The organism is uncultured Paenalcaligenes sp., from assembly GCF_947630565.1.
In the GTDB taxonomy this organism is placed as follows: Bacteria; Pseudomonadota; Gammaproteobacteria; order Burkholderiales; family Burkholderiaceae_B; genus Paenalcaligenes; species Paenalcaligenes faecalis.
This window is the reverse complement of the sequence record NZ_CANRIC010000061.1, coordinates 1-9299: the sequence shown is the minus strand read 5'-3', so window position 1 is coordinate 9299 and position 9299 is coordinate 1. Positions and strand designations below refer to the sequence as shown.

At 46.3% G+C, this 9299-nt stretch carries 6 protein-coding genes; 1 reads left to right on the top strand and 5 read right to left on the bottom strand.

Features of this window, described 5'->3' with window-relative positions; genetic code table 11:
- Nucleotides 1-26: 26 nt before the first annotated feature.
- From Q0Z62_RS09880 to Q0Z62_RS09865, 4 genes are all read right to left on the bottom strand, one after another.
- Entirely contained in the window at nucleotides 27-1982 is a 1956-nt protein-coding gene (locus tag Q0Z62_RS09880; protein ID WP_298054012.1) for an LTA synthase family protein, read from the bottom strand.
- A 104-nt stretch (nucleotides 1983-2086) separates the two neighbouring features.
- A complete protein-coding gene (locus Q0Z62_RS09875) occupies nucleotides 2087-3361 on the bottom strand; it encodes a TRAP transporter large permease (protein ID WP_298054010.1) in 1275 nt (424 codons plus the stop codon).
- Nucleotides 3358-3840, bottom strand: coding sequence for a TRAP transporter small permease (locus tag Q0Z62_RS09870; RefSeq protein ID WP_298054008.1), 483 nt, complete (start codon nucleotides 3838-3840; stop codon nucleotides 3358-3360). Before Q0Z62_RS09870 ends, Q0Z62_RS09875 begins: the two co-directional genes overlap by 4 nt.
- 6 nt (nucleotides 3841-3846) lie before the next feature.
- Nucleotides 3847-4827 carry a TRAP transporter substrate-binding protein gene (locus Q0Z62_RS09865; RefSeq protein WP_298054006.1) on the bottom strand — a complete coding sequence of 327 codons (981 nt, stop codon included), beginning with the start codon at nucleotides 4825-4827 and terminating at the stop codon, nucleotides 3847-3849.
- 226 nt (nucleotides 4828-5053) lie between these two features.
- On the opposite strand from Q0Z62_RS09865, the gene Q0Z62_RS09860 reads away from it, so the two are divergent.
- Nucleotides 5054-8446 (top strand): autotransporter domain-containing protein, encoded by a 3393-nt coding sequence (locus tag Q0Z62_RS09860; protein ID WP_298054005.1) that lies wholly within the window; start codon nucleotides 5054-5056, stop codon nucleotides 8444-8446.
- 227 nt (nucleotides 8447-8673) lie between these two features.
- Here the strand turns inward: Q0Z62_RS09860 and Q0Z62_RS09855 are convergent.
- Nucleotides 8674-9299: IS3 family transposase (locus tag Q0Z62_RS09855; protein ID WP_298054003.1), on the bottom strand; the 626-nt coding region annotated here is incomplete at its 5' end.

Here is a 9299-nt window from a genome sequence, read left to right as displayed (position 1 = left end):
ACAGGACGCGTTAGGGGACCCCTTAATTAAGACGTTGCATGGGCGGGGCTATCGGTTACAGGTGTCGCAGGAGTAAGCCGGTTATTTTTCAATAGATGGGGCAGACTATGGGCCCCCTGTTGATAGGCCCAATGGGGCCACAAAGCATGAGCCAGACTTTCCTCTACTATGTCAGCATTAATGGCACATGGCTCGTAGTTTTCGGGCGCGGTATAGCGCCATTGGCTAGGTTCACGTAACGGCTCTAGCACTGTTAATAGATCATTTTTAAGGTAGCCGTAATTATCCCCATATTGCATCATGGCGCGTCCTCCCGACTCGGCTTGGGTCAAATCATGACCAATCATTGGGTGGGCCGCATGAATGCCTGCTAAGGACAAGAGAGTGACGGGTAAGTCAATTTGACTAATAATACGGTCGTCCCGACGAGGCGCAATGCCTCCGCCCAGAATTAGTGCCGGTATATGAAAATGACGTACAGGGATTAGGCTTTTGCCTCCGACTCGGGCATCGTGGTCCGCGACGACTAAAAAGAGCGTGTCATCCCAATAGTCGCTATGGCGTGCTTTAGCAAAAAACTGACCTAAGGCCCAATCGGCGTATCGCACTGTGTTTTCTACCGAAGCGGGTTCACCTATAGGATCAATACGACCTTCGGGGTATTCCCAAGGGGAGTGGTTGCTAACAGAAAAAGCGAGGCTCAAGGTGGGGGCGTCTGTATCTTTTCGGTTGCTCAGTAGGTCATGAAGCTTGTTAAACATGTCCTCATCACTGACGCCCCAGGTTCCGGTAAATGCGGGGTTTTGAAAGGTGGGCTGATCATGCAGCTCTGTAAAGCCATTTCCTAAGAAAAAACTTTTCATATTATCAAAGTGTGACTCACCCCCATAGATAAAACGCGAGGTATAGCCTTGTTGATTTAGCAATTGAGCTAAGGTGAAAAAGCGGGACTGGGCTCCAGATAATCGTACCGCTGCATCTGAAATCGTAGGCGGAAAGCCTGCGGAGATGGCCTCAAGGCCACGTACAGAGCGAGTCCCTGTGGCATAGGCGCGGGTAAAATTCCATGCCTCTGCTGATAATTGATCCAGATAGGGGGTGAGGCCTGCACCCTGTAGATTTCCCACGTACTGAGCCCCTAAACTTTCTTCTACGATTAGTACAATATTTTTTGGCTTATTCACAGCATGGGTAGGGGATTGATGATGCAAGGTGGGCAATCTTAGGTCTTGATTTATATCAATTTTTGCACTTTTCCCAATTAAATGAAGCATTTTCTCCACGGGCATTGTGCCGTAGCTTTGCTCGGCAGAGCGCTCGTTTTTTATGCAATAAATGGCATAAAGCACGCTATATAAGCCATTCAATGCCAATGTGTTAACCATTGCATCACCGCAAAAAGCCACGGTAGAGGGATTGATCGGGCGATGACGTAATGTGCCGCGAATTATGCCGAATAAAACGAGGGCGCTTAATATACTGGTGACAATGGCAACGACCCAATTCGCAGTAAACAGGCTTTGGGTATGGGTGTATAAGTAGACAAATACAGCTGCTGTACTGAGGGTTAAGAGAAATACACCACTAAAAATCACGAATTTGTAGCCTTTCCAAAGCATGCCAAAGACTTCACGTGGGTGTTTTAGGTAATCCACATACAATCGATTTGGGCGCGTGTCATACTCAATAATAAATTGAGGGGTAGACACCTCCAGAAGTACAAACAACCCCCACACCGCAGAGAGATACACGGCCAGTAAAGGGTGTACGAATGTCACGTCATCTAGCCAAGGGGCAAATAGCCAAGGCAAAGCGGTAAATGCCGCAATCAAATGGGCATCAATACGTACGCCCCCTAGCAATAGTGGTCGCCAGCCTTTTACTGCGCGTACACGCTGATGCTGCCAGAGCATTAGGGCAATACGGCTAAGCGTAAAAAGACAAAAACTAGCGAGGGTAAAAAAGAGGAGTTGAGTATACATAAGCCCGCATCACTAAAAAGTCGCTAAAACGTAGCGCGATGCGTAGCATCGTAGCGGGCAGAGCATCAATAAAAACTGAGAAAAACGTCAAGAAAACGTCAAAGCTATAAAGATAAATCGCGTAGCCAGAGGGAAATGATAGGCAGATAGGTGATAAAGGCTAGGGCAGCAATTAAGGTACACACAGGCACGAGCAGAGGCTTAAACATAGCCATTACCCGAATGTTAGCGACGCTAGCGGCAGCGAATAAATTAATGCCTAGGGGGGGCGTAATCATTCCCATGGCTAAATTAACAATAATAATGATGCCGAAATGGATGGGGTCTACGCCATAAGAGACGGCAATAGGAGCCAAGATGGGAGCTAAAATGAGAATGGCGGCAGAGGTCTCTATGAACATACCCACTAAAAAAAGTAAACCATTCACAAAGAGCAAAAATGACCATTTATGATTAAAATTGTCGCGAGCCCAATCCCCTACGGTAGCCGCTATTCCTGATACCCCGATCAGAAAGGAGAATAAGCTAGCGGCAGCAATAATTAACATAATGGTGCTGGTCGTCAGAACGGCGGATTTGAACACCCTGGGTAGGTCTCGAAAAGACAGTTCTTTATAGACAAAGACCCCGATAAAAAAAGCATATACAGCAGATACGGCAGCGGCTTCTGTGGGTGTGAACACACCACCATAGATACCGCCAATTACAATAACAGGCAATAACAAGGCCCAAAAGGCCTTCAGGAAAGCAGCCCAAACCGATGTGGTAACGGGTTTGTCGTGCAGCCCATAGCCTTTGAGACGACACCAAATCTGCACCATGACTAATAAGGCGATGGCAATAAGTAGACCGGGGCCTATGCCTGCGATAAACATTTGTCGTACCGAGTTCTCAGTGGAAATGGCATATAAAATCATGGGCACTGAAGGGGGAATAATCACCCCTAATTCGGCAGAGGACGCTTGAATTGTTGCTGCAACGGGCAAGGGATAGCCATTTTTAGCCATCGCTGGAATTAAGATCGCCCCAACAGCAAAGGTCGTGGCAACAGAGGAGCCTGAAATAGCTGCAAAAATCATGCAGGTGAGAATGCAAGCGCTGGCTAAACCACCTTGTCGATGACCAATAAGACTGATTGCGAAATTCACTAGCCGTTGTGAGACGCCACCATGACTCATCAATTGTCCTGCCAGAATAAAAAAAGGCACGGCTAATAGAGGAAAGCTGTCTAAGCCACCCACCATTTTTTGTGCCACTACCTGTAAAGGCAGATGACTAAAAAAATGAATGCCTGTGATAGAGGCCAGACCAATGGAAACAGCAATGGGAACCGACAAGAGAAAAAGCAGTGCTAAGGTGCTGATTAAGGCCACATTCATACGTTAGCCTTTGGCGTAGGGCGAAAGTAGTGCAATATAACCCCAGGTATAGCTAAGCCCGCACCCACTGGGATGGCAGCATATAGCCATGACATAGGAATACCAAGTAAAGCAACCGTTTGTGCATGGACACGTACTGTCATGAGGTAACCGTACCAGACCAAAACACAGAGAAAGAGCAGGGTTAACAGGCTAATGAGCCCCATGAGTACACGTTGCATAGACTGGGGTAAAAGCGTGTGCAGTAGATCTAGAGCTAACATGGCTCCGGTTCTAAAAGCTGCTCCAGCGGCTAAGAAAACCATCCAAATCACCACAGCTCGCGCTGTGACCTCTGTCCACGTGGCGGGGTCATTAAAAACAAAGCGCGTGATAACTTGAATAAAAACTAAAAGAGTGGCGATCACAAGTAATAAAGCAGCCAAGCCATGCGTGAGGGCGATGAGACCCTCGCAGATGGCGACAATGCGTTTAGACATGATGGTTTAGGGCTGAGTGGCCTGAATTTGTTCTAGCAAGGTTGTATCGTATTTTGCTTTGAATGCCTCGTAGGCAGGGCTGGCGGCCTGAGCAAATGCGGTCTTATCGATGGAATCAACGACCTGCATCCCTTTTTCTTTTAGGATGGCGAGGCCTTCGGCTTCTTTTTGGTCTACAAAGTCATGGTTTGCTTTGATGGCGGCAAGGGTGGCTTGCTGTACCCATTCTTTTTCTTCGGCACTGAAGTTATCCCAATGAATTTTAGACATCAGAATGACAGCAGGAGAATAAAAGTGACCCGATAAGGTGGCGTGTTTTTGTACCTCCCAAATTTTGGTGGATACAAAAATAGCCATGGGGTTTTCTTGACCATCAATGGTGCCTTGTTGTAGAGCAGTAAACACTTCGTGCCATGCCATTGGGGTCGGGGCAGCACCTAAAGCTTTAAAAGCACTAAGGTGAATATCATTTTCTTGGGTGCGGATTTTTAAGCCTTTTAAATCGGTAGGGTTATGAATGGCTTTGGTCGAGTTAGTGATATGCCTGAAACCATTTTCGCCCCAGCCTAAGGCCTTGATGTCTTTGGCATCAAAGGCACGTAAAAGTTGTTGGCCTACCTCTGTGCCTAGAACCTGTCTGGCATGGTCATAATCATGGAATAGAAAAGGTAAGTCGAGCACATAGGTTTCTGGGACAAAACCGCCTACTGGCCCAGTTGATGAAATCGTGAAATCAACAGCACCGATTTGTAAGCTTTCTAGGACTTCGCGCTCACTACCTAACATGCCATTGGGTTTAATGTGAATACGATGCGTTTGATTTGAGAGGCGCTCAAAGGTGGATTTGAATGCCTCAGCAGCAGCACCATAATGAGATTCGGCTGGTATCGCCATTGCAAAGGTGAAATCTCTGGCCTGAAGCGTGCCGCTAAATAAGGCGGCTCCACAGATCAAAAGCAAAGCGTATTTTTTAAATAGGGAAAGCATCCGAAGTCTCCTGCTGCTAGACATTTAACATAAGTTGTCAATATACCGGATTGTAGTCCGGATCAGCTAGTCTAGGCACTCTTATCACTATTGTCCAAAGAGGGGGTTAAATCACCAATTACAGGGATATTCAGTATCGATGATACAGGCAATAATTGCTAAGTATCTCATTCTGTAACTGGCTGTGGCTTGGTGATTGCATGGCTCTCTTTAAAAGTGCTATCTCATGAAATATAAAACCGTATCAACGCTGTCACTACTGGTTAGTGCTTTATTTTCCTCGCCCTCTTGGTCACAAGAGTCTCAAACTATTTTAGATAAAAATGGTAGGCCCATATTTCAAATAAAGATATTTGAGAAAACAGATGGTCCATATACCTTAAGTTGGCAAGATAAAAGCCCAACACCTTCCACTTGGAATCTAAGTGTTGATGAAAAAAATCGAGTTTTCTCTGCAGCTGAATACTTGGCTGAGTTGATACAGGTTGTGCCAGGGCAAAATCCTGCCGTCATTAATGTGGGTACGTATGATGATGAGGGGGCTTCTGCTTTTAGTACGGTGGTGGTTGAGACGGAGGGGGCAGGCACACAGGTACATGCTGCCATTACAAATCAGCCCATTGATGATTTGAGTTTACATGCGCATGGGTTTATTGATGTGGGCAAAATGGCTTGGTCAGAGACTGCGTTTACGCCCTCCCAAGTGGTGCTAACTCCCGAAGTCGATATGACAACCGTGGTGATCCATGAGGTTGCCCATGCGTTGGGTATTTCCTCTGAAGTCAAAGTGTATGATTTGATCGATCCTGAAAAAACAACAAAAGGAGTTTTTATACCAGATACGCTTTCTGTATGGGAAAACCATCTCTATGACGATAACCATCAAGTCGCTCAGCCGGGACAAATTGTTTATTGCTCAGCATGTGAAAATGAACAAACAGATGATGATGGCAAGGTGCTCACACCAGAAGATATCTTTGATGTAAGGCAGGATAAGGCGTATTTTTCCGGTAAACACGTACAAGAGGTTATGGCGGGAGCAATGCCAGGCGTACCTCTTACGCTATACGGTTCGCCAGATAAATTCGATACGCCTGTCTGGTCACATCTGGAGTTAAAAAACAGTTTAATGAGCCATCAAAACTATCGTAATTACACTAACTTAATGGAAGCAGAGGTCGCCATACTGCAAGACATCGGTTATACGATAGACCGTAAAAATTTCTGGGGTCATTCTGTTTATGCAGATCATCAACAGTTAGTTAATGACAATCCCTTTTTTGCTCGGAATCAAGATGGCACAGCCTATTTAGCAAATACCTATAATACGGCTACTCTTGGCTTAGGTTTGCATGTATATGGTAGTTATAACGACATTGTGCAACGTGCTGATTTGTTATCCGCAGGAGCCGGAGGGGGCGGGATTCGTGTAGATGGGGAGGGCAATCAATTAACTATTTTGGCAGGCACACAAGTCCATGCTAATGGAACCAATGGCCGCGGTGTGATGTTCACTTACGGTAAAGACCATACTTTTACTCATCGTGGTGACGTAGAGGCGCTGGGCGCAAAAGGTATCGCTGCCAGTTTCGATTTTGGACATAATGCCCTTGGGGATAATACCGAATATCGCGGCTCTTACATCCGTGAACACGCATTTACTCAGATTCCGATGTTATCTGAACTCATGGGGCCTCTCGTTAAAAAGGCAGATATTACTGGACGTTTAGCTGGTACGGATGCGTCGATCTATATCTCTGAAAATGCGTATGTGGATACCATTAATATCATGGGAAATGCGCAGCTTAGCGGTAATGTCGTGTCTCAGTATAACCAGGTTGATGACGATAATAAGCCTCGTCTAACAGCGCTGACTTTTGGTGTAAAAGCCGACGAGAATGGTCAGTCAACCAATCAAGCCGACAACGCATTTAAGTTCTCTTACGACGATAATATCGTGGGTCTTAATAATCTGTCTTTACAACTTGCTGGTGGTACTACCCAGTTTTCGGGTCATCATGCAATTTACGAGGCCCACGTTGCTTCAGGTGCAAGTTTAATAAGCTCAAGCACCTATCAGATAAATCCAGATGGGGCTTTTATCAATGAGGGTAAGGTTGCTCCAACGACGATAGATAGCGTGATTACGATTGATGGCGCCTACAAGCAAACAGCGACTGGGCAGCTTCAGCTTACCGTTAATAATCAACAGAAATTTAATCAGGTAGTGGTTAATGGTGCGGCAGATATTGACGGTGCGTTAACTGTTGCTGTGTCACCGGGCTTCTATGAGAATGACTTTACAGTGACATCGGATAAATGGCTTCAAGCTGATACGGTAACCGGTTCATTTTCTATGCTGAACACAACTCTGGCTTCCCCCACTTTGAATGCGCTAGCCAGCACCTCTACAGAGAATACCTACTCTGTTTCGGTATCCAGAAATCAAGACGCTTATTCGCAGTACGGCACAAATGCCAATAGCCGGAATGTGGGTCTAGCACTTAGCTCGGCAGCCAGTAACGCCTCGATTCAAACACAAACGTTAATTAGCGCTTTAGACTTTTCCAACCCTGATGGTTCAACGGTTCGTCATGCTTTACCCCAGTTGACGGGTGAGGCCTATGCCTCTACCAGTGGCGCTTTGATGAATGCCAGCCACCTAACCCGCAGTGCGGCGTGGGGGCGCTTACAACAGGCTTTTGAAGGGGTACCTACCGGTAGTCCTATTCGGGTAGCGAGCACTGATCGGGCACAGAGCGCGACGCAGACGAATCCTAACTCTGCCGTTTGGGGCTATGGGTTTGGGACATGGTCTCATCAAAAAGCAAGTGACAGTACAGCAAAATTAGACGCAAGAACGGGTGGCTTTTTTACTGGCTTTGATACCGTCGTTGATGGGGCATGGCGTCTTGGTGCGATGGCAGGTTATAGCCAGTCAACATTCAAGGTGCGTGAGCTAGGCTCATCTGGGGATAGTGATAATTACACCATCGGTACTTACGCGGGCCGTGAGTGGCCGCTTGAGTCAGGTGACTTAGCCTTTAAATCAGGCCTCGCCTATACGTGGCATCACTTAAAAATGAAAAGAGACATTCATTTTTCTGGATATCAAGACAGTCTTTCGTCAAAATATAATGCAGGCACTTTTCAAGTGTTCGGTGAGCTCGGTTACAAGGCAAGCCTAACAGAACGTGTTAGCGCCGAACCCTATGCAAACCTAGCTTACGTTAATGTGAGTACGGATAAACTCAAGGAAAAAGGGAACAGCGGCGCAGCGTTATCTGTACGTACAGATACGATGAATACGTTGTTCTCAACGATTGGGGTACGTGTAGCGACTCAATTTGATTTAGGTAAAATCTCAGCTACAGCAGGTGCGGATATTGGCTGGCGCCATGCTTACGGCACCACCACGCCCCACTCTACCGCGAATCTTGTGGGTTCGAATGCATTTACAACGACTGGTAGTCCAATTGGTAAAAATGCAGCAGTCTTAGAAACGAACGTAGGCTTTAATATTGCAAAACACACCACAGTGGGGCTTGCGTATCAAGGTCAGTTTGGTTCTGGCCTTAAACAAAATGCTTTTAACGTCAATATGAATGCTAGGTTTTAAGGTCTGCTAAAAAGCATAACAGTTGTATAAAAAAATCGCTGACTTAGATTTATATCGGTCAGCGATTTTACGTACTGTCCCAAATTTGTCCCAAAGGCTTACATAGGAGGATGTAGAGGTAAAATATTATAAAAATACCAACCCAGTTAGACTAAAAATATTTTCTTTATGTTAACCAGTTTTGGATTTGACCTTAATATGTAATGACCCAGCAGTTTCTGCTCAAGTTAGGCTGCTAATGCATAAGCTTCAGCAGGTGTTTTCATTTTCAACGCCTGATGTGGGCGCTGAGTGTTATAGAATAAAATCCAGTCAGCAATGATACGACTGGCGTGTTGTACACTTTCAAAGCGATGGCGGTGTACGCATTGCTCTTTGAGCGTACGAATTAATCGCTCCACCATGCCATTTTGCTGTGGGCAATGGGGCGTGATGAACTCCTGACGTAACCCGTAGCTGCGCACTAACTGCGTATAACTACGGCTACTGAAGACTAAACCATTATCTGAACGCAATAAAAACGGTTCTGGAACTCGACCTAGTGTGCCAAATCTGGCGAGAAGTGCTTGCTCTAACGCAGAGGTGGCTGTGCTAGCTTTACCCGTCTTGGAGAGCTGCCAACCTAATAGCTCTGGTGTATAGCAGTCAATAACTAAAGCCAAACTTAACCAACCATCACGGCCACCCCAAATGCGGCACAGATCCGTTGCCCAGCGCTCGTTGGGCGACCCAGCAACTGAAGCGAGGGCTTGTACGCGAGGTCGCATGCCAGTAGCTCGTTTACGCACCTGCCAGCCTTTAAGTTGAAAAATACGCTGCACTGTGTTTTTGTTCATGCTTAGCAGTCCTGCTA